This is a genomic window from Enterococcus camelliae (genome assembly GCF_042685105.1).
Classification (GTDB): Bacteria; Bacillota; Bacilli; order Lactobacillales; family Enterococcaceae; genus Enterococcus_G; species Enterococcus_G camelliae.
This window is the reverse complement of sequence record NZ_JBHUMO010000052.1, coordinates 1-16,074: the sequence shown is the minus strand read 5'-3', so window position 1 is coordinate 16,074 and position 16,074 is coordinate 1. Positions and strand designations below refer to the sequence as shown.

At 37.5% G+C, this 16,074-nt stretch carries 13 protein-coding genes; 1 reads left to right on the top strand and 12 read right to left on the bottom strand.

Going from position 1 to position 16,074, the window contains the following annotated elements:
- Window positions 1-27 precede the first annotated feature (27 nt).
- From ACFSR0_RS08655 to ACFSR0_RS08640, 4 genes are all read right to left on the bottom strand, one after another.
- A complete protein-coding gene (locus tag ACFSR0_RS08655; protein WP_379981897.1) occupies window positions 28-2,391 on the bottom strand; it encodes an endonuclease MutS2 in 2,364 nt (787 codons plus the stop codon).
- 158 nt (window positions 2,392-2,549) lie between these two features.
- Window positions 2,550-3,098 (bottom strand): CvpA family protein, encoded by a 549-nt coding sequence (locus ACFSR0_RS08650; protein WP_379981895.1) that lies wholly within the window; start codon window positions 3,096-3,098, stop codon window positions 2,550-2,552.
- Between the two features lie 16 nt (window positions 3,099-3,114).
- Window positions 3,115-3,555: a cell division protein ZapA gene (gene zapA / locus ACFSR0_RS08645; protein ID WP_379981893.1), complete on the bottom strand. Its 441-nt coding sequence runs from the start codon at window positions 3,553-3,555 to the stop codon at window positions 3,115-3,117.
- Window positions 3,556-3,726: 171 nt separating this feature from the next.
- Complete coding sequence (locus tag ACFSR0_RS08640; RefSeq protein WP_379981891.1) at window positions 3,727-4,671, bottom strand: glycosyltransferase family 2 protein; 945 nt, start codon at window positions 4,669-4,671, stop codon at window positions 3,727-3,729.
- 127 nt (window positions 4,672-4,798) lie between these two features.
- Here ACFSR0_RS08640 and ACFSR0_RS08635 point away from each other — a divergent pair, with 127 nt between their 5' ends.
- A complete protein-coding gene (locus ACFSR0_RS08635) occupies window positions 4,799-5,926 on the top strand; it encodes an NAD(P)/FAD-dependent oxidoreductase (protein WP_379981889.1) in 1,128 nt (375 codons plus the stop codon).
- A 316-nt stretch (window positions 5,927-6,242) separates the two neighbouring features.
- Here ACFSR0_RS08635 and ACFSR0_RS08630 read toward each other — a convergent pair whose 3' ends face one another.
- From ACFSR0_RS08630 to ACFSR0_RS08595, 8 genes are all read right to left on the bottom strand, one after another.
- Window positions 6,243-7,799 carry a bifunctional metallophosphatase/5'-nucleotidase gene (locus ACFSR0_RS08630; RefSeq protein ID WP_379981887.1) on the bottom strand — a complete coding sequence of 519 codons (1,557 nt, stop codon included), beginning with the start codon at window positions 7,797-7,799 and terminating at the stop codon, window positions 6,243-6,245.
- 82 nt (window positions 7,800-7,881) lie between these two features.
- Window positions 7,882-9,174, bottom strand: coding sequence for an extracellular solute-binding protein (locus tag ACFSR0_RS08625; protein ID WP_379981885.1), 1,293 nt, complete (start codon window positions 9,172-9,174; stop codon window positions 7,882-7,884).
- Between the two features lie 19 nt (window positions 9,175-9,193).
- Complete coding sequence (locus tag ACFSR0_RS08620; RefSeq protein WP_379981883.1) at window positions 9,194-10,486, bottom strand: MBL fold metallo-hydrolase; 1,293 nt, start codon at window positions 10,484-10,486, stop codon at window positions 9,194-9,196.
- Window positions 10,470-11,288: a carbohydrate ABC transporter permease gene (locus ACFSR0_RS08615; RefSeq protein WP_379981881.1), complete on the bottom strand. Its 819-nt coding sequence runs from the start codon at window positions 11,286-11,288 to the stop codon at window positions 10,470-10,472. Before ACFSR0_RS08615 ends, ACFSR0_RS08620 begins: the two co-directional genes overlap by 17 nt.
- 2 nt (window positions 11,289-11,290) lie before the next feature.
- Complete coding sequence (locus ACFSR0_RS08610) at window positions 11,291-12,172, bottom strand: carbohydrate ABC transporter permease (protein ID WP_379981879.1); 882 nt, start codon at window positions 12,170-12,172, stop codon at window positions 11,291-11,293.
- A complete protein-coding gene (locus ACFSR0_RS08605; protein WP_379981877.1) occupies window positions 12,172-13,248 on the bottom strand; it encodes an ABC transporter ATP-binding protein in 1,077 nt (358 codons plus the stop codon). The genes ACFSR0_RS08610 and ACFSR0_RS08605 overlap by 1 nt, the downstream gene beginning before the upstream one ends.
- Window positions 13,249-13,627: 379 nt before the next feature.
- Window positions 13,628-15,211: an amidohydrolase gene (locus tag ACFSR0_RS08600; protein WP_379981875.1), complete on the bottom strand. Its 1,584-nt coding sequence runs from the start codon at window positions 15,209-15,211 to the stop codon at window positions 13,628-13,630.
- Between the two features lie 22 nt (window positions 15,212-15,233).
- Complete coding sequence (locus tag ACFSR0_RS08595; protein ID WP_379981873.1) at window positions 15,234-15,890, bottom strand: Crp/Fnr family transcriptional regulator; 657 nt, start codon at window positions 15,888-15,890, stop codon at window positions 15,234-15,236.
- Window positions 15,891-16,074: the final 184 nt, after the last annotated feature.

Below are 16,074 nucleotides of genomic sequence, written 5' to 3'. Positions count from 1 at the left end.
AAACCATTTGCTTATCATTTGTAAGAATTATTTAAATTGAACGATTGTCGCACCATTGCCACCTTGGTTAGCTGGTGCAAATTCAAAGTGTTTGACACTTCGATGATTTTTTAAATAATTGATGATGCCTTGGCGCAAAGCACCTGTTCCCTTTCCATGAACAATAGTCACTTGTGGATAATTGGCGAGAATCGCGGCATCTAGGTATTGATCCACTTCGGCAAGCGCCTCTTCATAGCGTTTGCCTCGCAAATCAAGTTGTGGAGAAACATGGGTGGCATCTTGCGAACGGACAGTATGGACAATTCGCTTCGTTGCCTCTTTCGCAGTAGCAATTGGTTCAATATCGGATTCATCGATAGTCATTTTTAAAATTCCCATTTGAACTTGCCATTGCTGATTACCTACTTTTTTCAGTAGTTCCCCTCTTTGACCATAAGATGTTACTTTAACCTCATCGCCAGGTTTTAAGGCTTTTGCCGTCTTGGCTTTTCGTAAAACTTTATTTTTTTTCAGTAAATCTTCTTGATGAAGATCTGCCATGGCTGTCCTTGCAGCAATCAGTTGGTGCTCTTTAATCGGTTTTGCGCTACCTTCCAATTGCATTTGTCGCAATTCTTTAATAATACGCTCTGATTCCTCTTGTGCATGCGCAACAAGCTCATTGGCTTTTTTTCGGGCCTTGGCCATCTCTGCTTCGCGCTCTTGGTAAAACAAATCGGTGGCTTTTGTCAATTCCTTTTGTAACTTATCTGATTCGTTTAATTGTTGGCGTAGTTCCAGAAATTCAGTTTCAGTCATTTTCCGTTGATTTTCTAAATCAGCAATCATCTCATTTAGATCCTGACTTTCACCACTCATTATTTGTTTTGCTTCTTCAATAATATCCTGACTTAAGCCTAATCGTTTGGCTATTTCAAACGCATTGCTTCGCCCTGGTACACCTATTAGAAGGCGATAGGTTGGACTCAATGTATCAACATCAAATTCCATGGATGCATTGATTGTATTGGCCCGATTGTATCCATATAGTTTTAACTCAGGATAATGCGTCGTAGCCATTACATACGCCGATTTTGACCCTACTGCATCCAAGATAGCAATTGCTAATGCTGCCCCCTCTTGCGGATCAGTTCCAGCGCCTAATTCATCAAATAATACTAAGCTTTTTTCATCAATCTTCTCTAAAATTGAAACAATATTGGTCATATGTGAAGAGAACGTCGACAGATTCTGTTCAATCGATTGTTCATCGCCAATATCAGCGAAAATCTCATTAAATATGCCAATTTGGCTTTCTTCTTCTACTGGAATAGGAAAGCCGGTTTGAGCCATTAATTGAAGCAAGCCTAGCGTTTTAAGCGTAATTGTCTTTCCTCCTGTATTTGGTCCAGTAATGACGATGGCTTGATAACTTTCGCCAATAAAAATGTCGTTAGCAACTACCACTGAAGAATCGATTAATGGATGTCGTGCCTTCAGAAGTTGCACATTATTTTCCTCACTGATTCCAGGGACAACAGCGTGCATCATTTTTCCATAACGGGCCTTGGCATTCATCACATCAAATTGGCCAAGAATATAGGAATTATGTAGAATTTCACGACGATGAGGAACGAGCAACGCGGATAATTCCGAAAGAATGCGGCTAATTTCATTCTTTTCGGCAATTTGCTGCTGTCTTAGGCGATTATTTAATTCAACAATTTGTTTGGGTTCAATAAAAAGCGTTTGACCAGATGCGCTTTGATCATGAACAACACCACCAAAAATACTACGATACTCTTGTTTGACAGGTAATACATAGCGATCATTTCTCATGGTTACCAACGCGTCACTCAAATATTTGGCATTATTTCCACGAACCAACTGATCCAATGACTCCCTTATGGCTTGCTCCATACGACGAATCGCTTGGCGAATGGCTTTAAGTTCAGGCGAAGCCTCATCTGTAACTCGACCATCTTCATCAACGGACACGCTCATTTTTTTAGTCAGCTCTGGCAAAACAACAAATTGTTCTACCCAATCATATAGTCGGTACAATTCGATATCGTTTTCTTGGAGTTCTTCAAAAAAATCATGAACTTCCTTTGTGGAACTTAACACTCTAGCAATTTGGGCAACTTCAATTCCATTGAGATCTGCACCAATTTCAATTCTTTTTAAATGGGGGACAATATTTTCTAATTTTGGCACAGGAATTCCGCCCCGTAAACGCAAAACATGTAACGAATCTTCTGTTTCAAGGAGCCGCTGCTGAACTTTTTCTTTTTTATTCGAAGGGACAAGGTCAGTTAGCGCTAAGTGACCTTGCGCTGTTGTTAAAAATGGTTTTAATTGATTCTTGACTTGTTGAAATTCAAGTGTTTGCAAAATTCTTGCATTCATTTTTTTCACCTACAATCTTTTTTGTTTTAATTTGAGGATCGTTATCAGACAAGAAAGAACCGAATAGCACTCGATTTTTTCTCCAACTACGAGATTGGATTGATATAATCAAGCAACTATTCGGAAGCAGTCTTCGACATTTTTTCTGATACATACTGTTACCCTATAATATTCGTTATCCAAAGCTGATAATAATAATTTGAAAGAATCGGCGAATTCTTAAATATATGATAACCAAGAGTCCCTGGGCTAAAGAAATTTTGAAGGGCATCAATCGGTACCAACGCTAGCAAAAATAAGACGAAAAATACCAATAAATAAATCATCATGACATTAATCAATCCACTGACAACCCAATCATATTTGCCAAAAGCCTTCATATAACGCAAACCGGTAAAAAAAATCGCAATGAATTTCACGAGTAGCCAACCAACAATCACGATACTAATATAGGCAAAAGCTGCATAGAAAGAATGATCTAGGTCAAACGATTGCTGCTGCGTGAAAAAAACCATTTTTGTATTTTCAGTTACAGACATGTAAGGAACATACAATTCAATTTTCTTGCCAATTTCTGAATACATATTTTTAGCAAAAAGTAAGGTTACGATGAAACCAATGAGATGAATGCCTTGTAATGCAGTCCCTCTTCTTGCCCCATTATAAAAAGCAAGTAAAAAAATTATCAGTAACAAAATGCCAATCATTCAACTTCCCTCTCTTTTATGTATGCGCCGTTTTTTCTTTAATTGTTCGTTTTCGTTCTTCATTTAAAATATGCTGAGCTTCCAAATGATTGTGGATTGTGACATCTTTTTGTCCATTTTTTTCTAAAACTGCTTTTGCTTCTTTCTCAATAGCTTCGATTCTCTTCAGTTTGTTTTCCAGCTCAGTTGCTCGTATCGCAATGCCTTTTAAATCTGCTAATTTTTGCTCCATTTGTAAAATTTCTTCTTGTTTAATTAATTGGTCTGAAATAGCATTGATAGCCATCAGGATGGCGGCTTGTTCCTTCTCCATTTGAGGGGCAAGCGCATATAATTCTTGTAATTGATCGTTTACCAATTGTGTGACCATATCCATATGTTGGGTACTTTGCGTCCCAATTATTGTATAGGTTTGATGATCAATCACTGCTTTGTATCTTTTTTTTTGCACTGCCATGTACTGTTTCTCCTCCTAAAAGCATCGAGATACCCTTGTTCTCGCTACAACTGCTTTCTATTATAATAGAAAGTTGTCATTTTTGATAGCCATAATTTTTTTCAAGTCCTCACGCTCTGCATCTAAAAAGGGTGAAAAAAGGGTTCTTTTTCTTGAAGAAAAACCAACGTATCATTTCTCTCCTAAGTCTTTTAAATCCGTTTCTCGAATAAGATATACCGGACGTTTTTTTACTTCTAAATAGATTTTCCCCACATATTGACCCAAGATTCCAATAAAAAACAATTGGATTCCACCGAGAAACAGAATAATCGATACCAATGAAGGCCATCCAGAGGTCGGGTCACCAAACAAGAGCGTACGGATAATGATAACCACGATAATTAACAAAGCTAATAGACAAGAAAAAATACCGCCCCAGGCAGACAATTGCAAGGGAACATTTGAAAAATCAATAATTCCTTCCAGCGAATAGCGAAACAGACCCCAAAAAGACCAAGAAGTTTTTCCCGCGACTCTTTCTTTATTTTCGTAAGGTAAATAGGTTGTTTTAAAGCCTACCCAGCTGAATATGCCTTTGGAAAAACGATTGTATTCTCCCATTTGTAAAATAGCATTGACGACTTGTCGATTCATTAGGCGAAAATCGCGTACTCCACTAATCATTGGTGTCCGAGAAATTTTATTCATTAACCAATAAAACTGTTTTGCAAAAAAGCTTCGAATCACTGGTTCACCTGCACGACTTTTGCGACAAGTTCCCACACAGTCAAATCCTTCTTCACTAATCAGTTGATACATTTTGGGCAAAAGCTCAGGCGGATCTTGCAAATCAGCATCCATTAGCGTCACAAGATCACCGGTTGCTGCCTGCAACCCAGCATAAATCGCAGCTTCTTTTCCAAAGTTTCTTGAAAAATCAATATAATGCACAAAAGAAGGATTGTTTTGATGCATTTTTTTCAATTCACTCAATGTTTGATCAGTCGAACCATCATTAATAAATAGATACTCAGGTGTGACTGGTAGTTTCTGAAGTTGTTTTTGCGTCTCAGCAAAGAAAAAAGGTAACGACTCTTGCTCGTTAAAGCACGGGACAATAATCGATAATTTCATATAGACACTCCTTTATTGTTTCATTTTACCTACTCAATCAATCTGTTTAAATGATACCATTCATTCTCATTTTTGACATCAAAATAAAAGTGTGGCATGATTCAGTCGTTGAAGGAGTGTAACTATTATGAAAAAAATTGCGATTATCGGTGGTGGAATCATTGGTTCAACCGCTGCTTTTTACCTAAGTCAATTAAGCGATTGCCAACTAACCGTCTTTGACTTTCCTCAAGGTCAGGCCACTCGAGCTAGTGCGGGAATCATTGCTCCCTGGCTTTCAAAAAGAAGAAACAAAAAATGGTATCAACTTGCGAAAGATGGTGCTCATTTTTACCAAAAATTAGCTGTTGATCTAGCATTACCCAAAACGATTTTCAATCATTCAGGGGCCCTCTTCGTTCGACCAGAGGAAACCTTACCTGATCTACTAAATTTAGCAAATGAGCGTATAAAAGAAGCGCCTGATATGGGTGAAATAGAGCTTCTCAATGGTTCAGCTACCAAGAAAAAGCTCCCTCTTTTAAAGGAAATGCCCTCACTTTATCTTTCGGGAGGGAGCCAACTGGACGGTTCTTCCTATCTAGATCATGTTCAGTCCATACTCAAAACCAAGCACATTCCCTTTGTCCAAGAATACGTGACAATTAACAAAAAGGCCGATTCGTGGGAAGTGCAATCGCAAGGACAAACGGATACCTTTGATGCCTTACTTTTAGCACCTGGTCCTCACTTAAAAAAATTGCTAGCCCCACTCGGGTATAGGGTTGATATTCGACCACAAAAGGGCCAGCTCTTGTGTTTTCAGACGCCTTTCCAACCAACAAGTGATTGGCCTGTTGCCATGCTGGAAGGAGAAGCCGATGTCATTCCGTTTAGTAATGGAAAAATCTTAGTTGGCGCCACTCATGAAAATGATGCCGCATGGGATCTCACCCCAACCACTGAAGCGTACAAACAACTAACGGATGGCGTTGCTCGTTTTTTAGATTCCTCTGTTTCTCTTATGGATTATCCAACTACCTACCAAGTTGGTACACGCGCGTACACTTCAGATTTTGCTCCTTTTTTTGGTCCTGTTTATGATGATTCATCTCTTGTCGTTGCAAGCGGGCTGGGTTCTTCTGGTTTAACTACAGGGCCATATATTGGTTACTTATTGGCTAATTACTTTGCCAATCAACAAGCAGTCTTTGATTGTTACCAAAAATCGCTGACAAATTATCTTTCAAAAAGAGAAAGACCCACTGATTGCTAGTCAATTGAGCAAGAGAAAAACCATTAGCTGGTTTTTCTTGCTCTCTCCTTCATACCTATAGCGTTTCAACTGTGAGAACCATTGATTTATCCAAAGATTCCAAGCTATACGAACCTTTATCGTTGGTACGCGTGACAAGTAGTAAATGAACGTTGCATGTTTTGGTAGCCTTATCCGCAACGAGGACTTGCTAGGTGCTTGCCGCCAGAACCTAACACCCGTTAAAGTTTGTCCATGCTGAAAAAAAAGAAGCGATTCCCAATTTTTTAGGAATCACTTCAAGCAATCGTGAAACAAACAAGTTAGTTTTGCAGCACTATTTTGGCAATGTCTGAAAATTATGATTGACTTTTGCTTCAATCACCGGATGGTTTCGCAAATATTCAGCAATCAATTCTGTCATATCAATTTGAATTTCTCGCACAATTTTTTCAGGACCAAACATATCATAATTTCCACCACCTACTGCACGATATTGATTCGTCACCAATTCAATTTCCTGATCCTCTTCAAGACAAGTTCCTTGGTAATTCAACGTAACAACTCGTTGCCCACTTGGTTTTTGAAAATCAATGGTGTAGTCGATTCCCTCATACATGTCATAATTATAGTATTGCGGTTTGGGCTCCACATAAATTGGGTTAAATTTAATTTCCCCTTCACTTACAACAAAGAAATCCGCAGTTCTTTCAAGTGCTGCACGCAACTCTTTTCCGGTTAGCTTTAGAACAGCTAAAGTATTCGGATAAATATAATTTGTGATGACATCTCGCATCGTAATCGTTGAATTAAATCCTTTTCCCTCATTATTAAACAATGCAGTTGCCGAAATTGGTGCACCGCTCGCTTCCATCTGAACACGATTGATAAATTCAACATATGGGTGTTCAATTAATCGTGCTTGATTTGGATCTTCGATGCGCATATTTCCGTGTACCGTTCCCAAAGTCTGATCAAGCCATACCTCTACGTCATCGCTAACCGTTTGAACAAGTTCAATTATTTCCGGATCAGCCTGCTCATTTTTCGTTGGGATAAGGGCAGCATTGCTTTCCCTCACTGCATAACCATTCAGCGTTTTCTCAATAGTTAATTCAATTTTTCCAATATAGGAACCGCGGTAACCCGGTTGAATGACAGGGACCCCAAATAACTTGGTCGCTATCTCACGATGCTGATGCCCTGTGACAAAGGCATCGATTCCTTTGACGGTTTTCAACAATTCATACCCTTCATTTTCTCCGGTCAATAACTCAGTTGGCTCCCCTGTTTCAAGATGACGTTCAAATCCTCCATGATAACTGACGATAACGATATCCGCTTGTTCTTTTAAGATAGGTACATATTTTTGAGCTGTTTCGACTAAACTTAGAAAGTGCAAGCCTTCAATGGTAGCGGGCTGTTCCCAATTAGGAATATATTGTGTTACAACCCCCAAGATAGCAATTTTTACGCCTTCTTTTTCAAAAATGACATATGGTTTACCTAGAACAGGATTACCCTTTTTATCAAGCACATTTGCAGCTAAAATTGGATATTGATAGCTTGCAATGGCCTCTTTTAGATACTCCATCCCATAATTAAATTCATGATTTCCCAAGACGCCAACATCGTAACCCATATGATTAGGAATTGCGGTTAAAGCTTCCACGCCAACCTCATTTTTTTTTCGAATGTAATAACTAAGTGGTGAACCCTGAATAAAATCCCCATTTTCAATTTGAATCACTGGCCCTTGTGCTTCTTGTTTCATTTTATGCATGACAGTCGCTACCTTTGCTGTTCCAAAAGGCAAATCCATTCCTTTTTCGGAGAAATTGGTAGGTAAAATATACCCATGCATGTCACTTGTTGCAAGAATTGTTACTTTCATTTCATCCACCTCAATTTTTTTAAAAAAAGAAGGAGTTCAAAAGCATCGCTCTTGAACCACCTTCTGTCACAATCAAAACATATTATTGATTCCAAACTTGTTCCAATTCTGAAACTGAATCTTTGATAATCTTATCTTCATCTTTAAATGGATTCGCATAAATATTTTCCATGATAACTCTCATTTCATTATAAGCAGAATCAGCATTTTCTTCAACTGGAATAGAGAATAAATGTTTTGTCGCATCAGCAATTGCGCCCGGTACTTTCATATCAGAAGCATTTTTGTACTCGTCACTTTGGATCACTGAATCAACAATTGGCATATAGCCAGTTGCCAATGCCCATTCTGATTGAACCTTTGGAGAAGCAAGGTATTTCATGAATTCAAAGGCTGCAGTTCTTTGTTTCGCAGAGGCACTAGTAAACATATAAATATCTGTACCTTGTTGTAAATTGTATTTGCTTGGTCGAGCTGCTACACCGTATTCAAATTTTCCTTTTGTATCTTTTGCAGTGTACGCTTCACCCGCACTTGAACCAATGTACATCGCAATTTTCTTATTTGCAAATGGCCCAGAAAGATATTTATCCGAGCCAGCTACGCGGAAATATCCTTTATCAATACCTTCACCATAGTAAGAAATCACTTCTTTTGATTTTTTACTATCTAATTTCAAATCTTTGTTAAATTTCACACCTTCATTTTTCATTCCAATGGCATAATAATTATTTAAAGAGTCAAATCCAGCTCCCACAACTTCTCCATTTGATTTTTCATAAATTGTTTTGGCCGCTTCTTTTAATTCATCCATTGTTGTAGGCACTTCTACTCCATATTCCTTTAACATTTCAGCATTATAGAAAAGCATTTCTGTTGATTTATTAAATGGAATACCGTATTGCTTATCATTAATTTGTGCACCTTCCAATAATGTTTGACGAATCGTTTCTTGGTCACCCCAACCGATTGTCTTATTTGAAATATATGGATCTAGATCAACTAACATCTTATCGGATGCTGCACTGTACAACCATCCTGGATAGGCTTGAGTAATTGTTGGTAAATCTTTTGGCGATTGTAGAGTGGAATTGATTTTGGCTTGTAAATCGTTATAAGAAGATTGGTTTTGCAACGTTACTTTGATAGATGGATTCTTTTCCATAAATTCATTCGTGATTTTTTCTAGTGCTTCCCCTTGTCCACCAGCCATTGCATGCCAAAAAGTAATGGTTGTTGTCCCATCCAATTTCGTAACAATTTTATCTGCTGCTTTCTCTGACGATTCACTTGATTCCTTTTTGCTTCCACAAGCCGCCAATGACACGGTTGCGATTGCCGTAAGTGCGATTGTTGCCAAACTCTTGATTTTCATTTTTCTCTCTCCTTAAAAGTTATAGGGTTAACGTTTCACCACGGTGTGGCAATATTCTTTCACCATACGGATTCTCCAGTTTTTCTGGATGAAGCGTATGAATTGGAACCAAACATTTGGGTTCAATCCATGCAATGATCTGTTTCAAATCATTGGGAAATGCATGTCCTGAACAAGCTAAACGAACAAATTCGATTTGTTGCTTTGCTAGCATTTCTAAGAAGACTTGATAACTTGGATCAAAATCTCCTAGTGGTTGGGCATCACTATGAATATATAGGCCCTGTGGCATTAACTTATCAAAGCCTTCTACTACTTGAAAAAGATATTCACTAGAATCCATTAATAAAGATTCATAAGAAACTTCCAGTTGGGTATCTAACTGTTGAATCGTTTGTTCGCTTGGAAGATAGTAATAAGGGACTTGCTTGCCTAGTACCTCTAAAATCAAGGCCGCCATTTTGGCTTCAAGGACTACCTCACGAGGGCTTGCATCAATTAATTTAGCAAACCGCAAGATATTCGCTGGATAACCATTGAATGTGATTTGACGGTGAGGATTAGCTAAAACGAGTGCCACAATTTGCTGAATCAAATCTTCTTCACTTAAAATTTTGATTTGCGTTGGATCATCCACTCGTTCTGGAAAACTAATACTGACCCCTTCCATCATCAAAACATCCGTGTGTTTTGCTTTTTCACAAAAGCGTTTTGTGTCTTCAGAATTGTGTCCATGAAGTCGCAAATCACCAGTGTAAGTAAGAAAGGCATCTGGTGTTCGGATCAACAAAGCACTTGCCCCATATGCATCATGATCAACGGGAACAACTTCAACTTGAATCTCACCAATTTGAACCATTGCATTTTTTTCTAATCCAATCATTGGACGAGTAACATGTTTGTCTTCAAACGGGGAAGGCAACAAAAAGTCTCCTTCTCTATTTAAAAAATTGAGAATATCTTTCGATTCTTTTAATGTATAGAGTGGAATTGCTGGATCTAAATAATTGATCATCTTAGAGTGATCCAGATGGACATGAGACAAAAAAACAGCCGTATGACGATACGTTTGATCCTCATTTCCTTGGTAAAGATAATTCAGTCTAGGATCATACACATGATTTAAATTAGGGACTAGTCCATTATCTACTAATGTTTGTAACTGTTCATCTGGTAATGTCAACTCTGGGCGAAATTCTGTCCCAAAATCGAAGAAAATATGCGAATCCTGATAGGCGATTTCAATAACTGTCCCACCAATCGTTAAAATTCCACTATGAAATGTAATTTTTGTCTTACCCTTTAATACCATTTTTTGCGACTCCTCGAATAATCTCTTTTCGGAAAATGAGATAGATAATTAAAATTGGCACAACGGTGATGGTGGCAGCTGCCATCTGCAACTGAACATCACTGCCACTTTCTGTAGCAAAAGCAGATAATCCATTATTTAATAAACGGAAATCACTACTATTGGTGACTAATAATGGCCATAAAAATGAATTCCAACTAGAGATAAAAGTCAAAATCCCCACTGTTACCAAAGCTGGTTTCGACATTGGCACAAGGATTCGCCAAATGAACTCTAAGTCAGAGGCGCCATCTATTTTAGCTGCTTTGTAATACGTATCAGGAATACCTCTTAAGTACCCCATCAAGTAATAAATGTAAAAAATACTCGTTAGAAAAGGGATAATGAGCGCTGTGTATGTATCCAATAGTCCCATTCGAGCAATTGTATTGTAGTTAGTAAAAATGATTGATTCATACGGTACCATCAAAAGTGACACCATCACCCCAACAACCAGCCCTTTAAAGCGAAATTTTAAACTACTCAATGCAAACGCGGCAAGGACCGAAGTGATAACCGTTGCAATTGTCGTAGCCAATGACACAACAACCGTATTGATAAAGTAGCGCAGGAATGGTGCTTTTTCAAACACTTCTACATAGTTTCCCCACTGAAAATGTTTTGGCAAAAAAGTCGGTGGTATACTAGTTACTTCGCTATAAGACATCAACCCCGCTAAAATCATATAAACAAATGGAAATAGAGTCGTTATTCCTAACAACAAGATAAACAAATAACTAATGATTGTAATCATTTTTTTCATTGCTAACGCCCCACTTTCTTCATCAATTTATTTTGCAAGAAAGTAACGACCAAGATAATGACAAATAGAATCACTGTCGCAGCCATTGCTATCCCCGGACGGTTAGCAACATGGAATTTGTCATAGATATAGTAAACAGCCGTGGTAGCACTATTAGCAATGCCTGCTTTTCCGCCAAATAAGGCATACACTTGGGTATACACTTTGAAGGCACCAATAAGGTTAACCGTCAACAGAAAAGTGATTGTTGGAATCAACTGGGGAAAAGTAATTCTGCGAAAAATTTCTCCGTCCGTCGCTCCAAACATTTTGGCAATTTTGTAGTGCTCTTCATCAATGTTTCTCAAGCCAGCAAGTAAAATAATGATATTAAATGCCAAACTTGTCCAAATTCCAAAAATGATTAATGTAGGCATGCTCATCTGAATACTATCTAACCAATTGACTGCTGAAATACCAAATAATCCAAGTACATAGTTGATGATGCCATAATCGCCATTAAAGAAATAGCGAAAAACAATCCCAATCGCAATTGTACTAGTGACATAAGGCATGAAAAAAATTGTTTCGAAAAAGCTTTTATATTTTACTTTTTCAAAAATCACCCACGCAATGCCTAAGGAAAGAATTAATGCAATTGGAACCACCGAAAAAGCGTAAACAGCGGTATTTTTTAAGGCCTTAAAAAACACAGGATCTTTCAAAACCATTTGATAATTTTGTAAACCAGCAAATTCTTGATTAATTAATGTTCCCTTTTGAAAACTCATGTAGAGCGAGCGAAACAATGGATAGATACTAAACAAAACAATAACCAACAAAGAAGGCAACAGGAAGAACCAGGCCTTGGGTTGGTTTTCCGGATTATATTTTTTCTTGTTCATTAGTGTATTCGTTCTCCATTTTCTTTAAAAATAAATACTTTTTTATAATTAAAATCAAAATCAGTTGTATCCCCCTCGTTGAGGTCTGTTTCGATACTAACGATTGATTTCATTCGCATCTTATCGCCATCAAAATTCAATATACGTTCCCTACCAATTAATTCAACAGTCAAAATAGGACGGTTAAATACCCCTTTTCCTAATTCAACGGGCATAACATCTTCTGGGCGTACACCCAAGAAATACTGACCATCTTGAATTTCTTGTTTAAGGTTATCATCTGAAAACAGTGTCACAGGGATTTCAAAGAGAGAATGCGTCATTTGTCCATTTTGAACCGTTACCGGTAGAACATTGATAATAGGATTCCCAATAAATTGAGCAACGAACAAGTTGGCTGGTTCAAGGTATAGATTTTGCGGATCGTCGTTTTGTTGGATAACTCCTTCATTCAACAAAATGATTTTGTCGCTAATCGATAAGGCTTCTTCTTGGTCATGAGTAACAAATATCGTTGTAATGCCTACTTCTTTCACTAAGCGACGAATTTCTTCCCGAATTTTTAAGCGTAAGCGCGCATCTAAATTACTTAACGGTTCATCTAACAATAATACATCTGGTTTTTGTACCAAAGCTCTAGTAATAGCAACCCGTTGCTGCTGACCACCAGATAACGTACCAGGTTTTTTCTTACTTAACTCTTCAATATTCGTTAATTTCATGTATTCTTCAGCGATTGCTTTTGCTTCGACTTTTGAAACCTTCTTATTTCCTACTGTTAATGGAAACATAATATTCTCTAAAACTGTCATATGTGGATACAAGGCATAATTTTGAAAAACAAACCCAATATTACGATCTTTGGGTTCTGTTTTGACAACCGAAGAACCGGCAAACTTGATATCACCACCCGTGGGAGTAAGCAATCCAGCAATCAAATTTAAAATAGTCGATTTTCCACAACCACTTGGTCCTAGAAGGCAGACTAAATCGCCCTTTTCAATTGTAAAACTAACTGATTTTAATGCTTCGAACCCATTATCGAACACTTTGTTTAAGTCGATAACTTCAATCATGTGGCACCCTCCAAAATAATCATCATAAAACATTTTTTCATAAAAAAACGAACAATCATAACTAAAAATGTAAATTAAATTCGTTTATTGCTTAACAAAACGAGAAACAGACAAAAAAAATTAAGCAACATTCGTTAAAATTGCATGTGTTTCTTTATGAAAACGCAACAAAAAAGCTGAACATCTTTATTGACTAGATAAACGATAACATCACCACTTCTCAATTTTATCTAGGCAATATGCCCAGCTTACACGGCTGAATCTTTCCAGAAGTCTTTCATTCCTGTAAGATTTCATTTTCTCATTAATCAAACGCTCTTTCAAGCCCCTATTTTTATTTTTTTTGCTAAGAATGTAAAGTTTGTAAAAAATCAGATGCTCACACCCATTCGCCGGCTACCATCGTTTTCACAATCGTACATTCTAAAAGCTCTCTCTCCGTAATTTTTAATAAATTTTTTGAAATAACACAGAGGTCTGCTTTTTTTCCACAAGCAATTTTTCCTATGTCATCCCGACTCAACGCTTTGGCTGAACCACTTGTATGAGCCGTAATGGCTTGCCCCACTGAAAGAGTTTCTTTTGGCATCAATCGTTTTTCAGGTAAGCCTTTTTTGTCACGTCTAGCCACCGCATAATAGATTGTTTCAAGTGGTGAAACATTCACGACTACAGGAGAATCTGTTCCGAAGGCCATGCTGGGATTATTTTTTAATAAAGAGCGAAAAGGGAACATTTCGTTCGCACGTTTTTGCCCCACCTCTTCATCAAGAGTTTCATAACCAACAAGTAGATGACTTGGTTGGACAGATATAACCAATTGTTGCTGATTTGTCAAAGACAAGTCTTGCGGGTCCATTACTTCCAGATGCTCTAGTGTATTATAATGACCGGGTTTCAACGGAAATTTTTGCTCACTTTCCTGATAATAACATAATGCCTGATGAATGGCTTGATCCCCTATTGTATGGATACGAATCGGCCATCCTTTTTGATTTGCTTTGAAAATGAGTTTACACATTTGTTCAAGTGGTAATAGTGGCGCACCACAATCTTTAGGAAAGTAAGGTGTAGCATACTCTTCTTTTAAAAAGGCGGTATGTGTACTAGTTACACCATCAAAAAATTGCTTCACTCCACCAAATTGCACCCAGTCGCTCTGATAACGTAAGGCCAACTTCTCCAATTCTTGCGTGTCTTCGCGCATAGCAGGATAAAAATTGACACGAAGCGTGGCGCTTTTTTCAATGGATTGATAGATTTCAGGATAAACAAAATCATCCCAGCTTTCACCAGTTAAGGCAACATCGCCAACAGTAGTGATACCCATTGTATTTAATTGTTTCATATAGCTAAGATAATCTTCAGAAGCAGTATCCATAAACAACTGCAATACCTTTGCCAGATAATGAATTGCCATTGCCTCTGTAAAACAGCCCGTTAGTTCGCCATTTTCTTTTCGTGCATCCCCACTTAAATCGACTGGAAGCGTACTTTCAACAATTGCTAAAGTATCCATCCCACACTGGTTAAACCAAACGCTATGGGCATCGCCAGCAATTAACATCACAGGCACATCCGCACAGATACGATCAATTGATTGATGAGAAGGATAAATATTTTGACCAAAATCGCTACTAAACCAGCCAATCCCTATTTTCCAACCGGCTACAGTAGGGATGTCTTCGACTTGCTTTGCCACTTCATTTTCGGTCTTGCCACCTACCTGTTTTAACTTGCCACTATTCAATAGAGCGGAAAGATAAAAATGAATATGGGCATCGATAAAACCAGGAACAATCATCTGATCACCAAAATCGAAAAAATCCCCATGATAGGGTTCATTCCATTCATCCTCTTTATAGATAGCCACAATTATGTCCTTCTCAATTACTAAGTAACCAGCAAACACGGCTTGCTGATCTACATCAAAAATAGCTTTAGAGTGGATAATTTTTCTCATTCGACGTTCATCCTCTTCGTAATTATGAAATAATATTTTGTCGAATGAAATCAATATTCGTGATAACCATTTTGCGATCACTCATTTTAATCGCACCTTCTTCACGTAAACGTTGAATCATCCGATTGACGCTACTTGCAGAAGTGATACCGCAAAAGCGCGCAATTTCTTCATTTGTTACCTCAAAATCAATCAAAATACCATCTTGCACGGGTCTGCCAAAGGTTTCATACAATTCATTAATCTGCGTACAAACCGCCCCAAACTTTCCATTCATTAACATTTGCTGCATTTTTTTCATTGTATGCATCAAACTAATACGATAATATTCTTTAACATAATGTTGCAACGGCATATGATGATTCACATCTATCCAGAATTGATCACGTTCAATTTTATACAAATGCGCCTCTTCGGATTCAACTCTTACGTTAAATGGTGCATCCACAATTTGTGAATTTTCATCTTTAAATAGGGAAACAATTTCAAAATTATTCATGTAACGTAAATTAAATTCTCGTCCTTCTTTTGAAATCACACTAGTCTTGATAATTCCTTTTTTTAGAATATAAACGTAGCGATCTTCTATTCCTTCGTAAGTTAAGTAACTTTTCCTCTTTTTTATGATAACCGGAAACATACCTTGCTCCAAATAATCTCGTAATACTTGTTTATTCATTGGGGCTCTCCTAATCTTCAGTGATTCTATTTCAATATGGTCATTAAACGGTATTCTTAGTGAAAAAGCAATAACAAATGTCACTGGTGTTGCATAAAAAATATTTGAATTTTCAGTTAATTTATTTTTTCTAAAATTTGTAAAAAAGAAACTGTGCTAACGCAGCAGATGACTTTTTCCAGAA